Annotated in this window: 1 protein-coding gene and 1 other annotated feature; the gene reads right to left on the reverse strand. The window is 66.7% G+C overall.

Features of this window, described 5'->3' with window-relative positions; all coding sequences use genetic code 11:
- Positions 1-16: 16 nt before the first annotated feature.
- Positions 17-1,251 (reverse strand): IS3 family transposase gene (locus ABD259_RS25595; protein WP_344165838.1). Its coding sequence is split into 2 segments (ribosomal slippage): positions 17-972 and positions 972-1,251, totalling 1,236 coding nucleotides; the frame shifts between segments, so codons are not numbered across the junction.
- Positions 860-973, reverse strand: a sequence feature (AL1L pseudoknot). (Overlaps the previous gene by 114 nt.)
- Positions 1,252-1,303 lie beyond the last annotated feature (52 nt).

Below are 1,303 nucleotides of genomic sequence, written 5' to 3' on the forward strand. Positions count from 1 at the left end.
CTGTCTTGTACCGGGTTTATTGGAGGCTCTGAACTAACGCATCAGCTCCTGCTGACGCGAAATCCTGCTGGTAGAAGTCGGCTTCGAACTCCGCTGGCGGGACCAGTCCGATCTCTCCGTGCAGACGCCGGTGGTTGAACCAGTCGATGTACTCGGCAACGGCGATCTTGAGGTCGTCGATGCTCTGCCACGGCCCGCGGTTACGGACCAACTCGGCCTTGAACAGCGAGTGGAACGCCTCGGCCAAGGCGTTGTCATAGGAATCGCCCGTGCTGCCGACCGAGGCCACCGCCCCCGCCTCGGCCAAGCGCTGGGTGTAGCGAACCGCGAGATACTGCGACCCCTTGTCGGAATGATGGACCAGGCCGTCGACGCGCCGGCCGACGTGCTCCCGGCTCCACACCGCCATCTCCAGCGCGTCCAGGGCCAACTCGGTACGCAGCGACTTCGACAGCTGCCAGCCCACCACCCGGCGCGAGTACACGTCGATGACGAACGCCGCGTACACCCACCCGGCAAAAGTCCGGACATAGGTGATGTCGGCGACCCACAAATGGTTCGGCGCTCGGGCGGTGAACGCTCGTTCCACCAGGTCCGGACGCATGTCCGAGACCGGTGCGGCTACGGTGGTGCGCGGCCCCTTGGTGCGGGTGATCCCTCGTAATCCTGCGGCCCTCATCAGCCTTTGGACAGTGCACCGGGCCACCCGGTGGCCCTGCCGGTTGAGCTCGGCATGGACCTTGCGTGCACCGTAGACCCCGTAGTTGTCGGCGTGCGCCTTGGCGATCGCCTCAGTGGTGGCCCGGTCTGTGATCGAGCGGACCGAAGGCGGCCGTGTCTTGGCGGCGTAGTAGGTGGACGGGGCGAACTGCAGCACCCTGCAGATCGGCTCGACCCCGAACTCCTGGCGGTGGGCGTCGATGTAGGCGACTACGTGGTGTGCGGGCGGTCGAGCTCCGCCGCGAAGAAAGCCGATGCCGACCGCAGGATCGCGTTGGCCCGGCGCAGCTCGCGCACCTCGCGTTCCAGTTCGGCCAAACGCTGGGCCTGGTCGGTGGTGGTGCCGGGGCGGTCGCCGGCGTCGATCTCGGCCTGGCCCACCCAATTGCGCAGGGTCTCGCGGTTCACCCCGAGCTGGTCGGCCACACGTGCGATGGCTCCGGGGCGCGTGGCCGGGTCCCTACGGGCGTCCACTGCCATCCGGGTGGCGCGTTCACGCAGCTCATCGGGGTATTTCCTCGGTGCTGACATGACTCTCATCCTTCCCAGGAATGAAAGCCTCCATCACACCCGGCACGGAACA

Origin of the sequence: Nocardiopsis rhodophaea, from assembly GCF_039530945.1 — a bacterium.
Classification (GTDB): domain Bacteria; phylum Actinomycetota; class Actinomycetes; order Streptosporangiales; family Streptosporangiaceae; genus Nocardiopsis_C; species Nocardiopsis_C rhodophaea.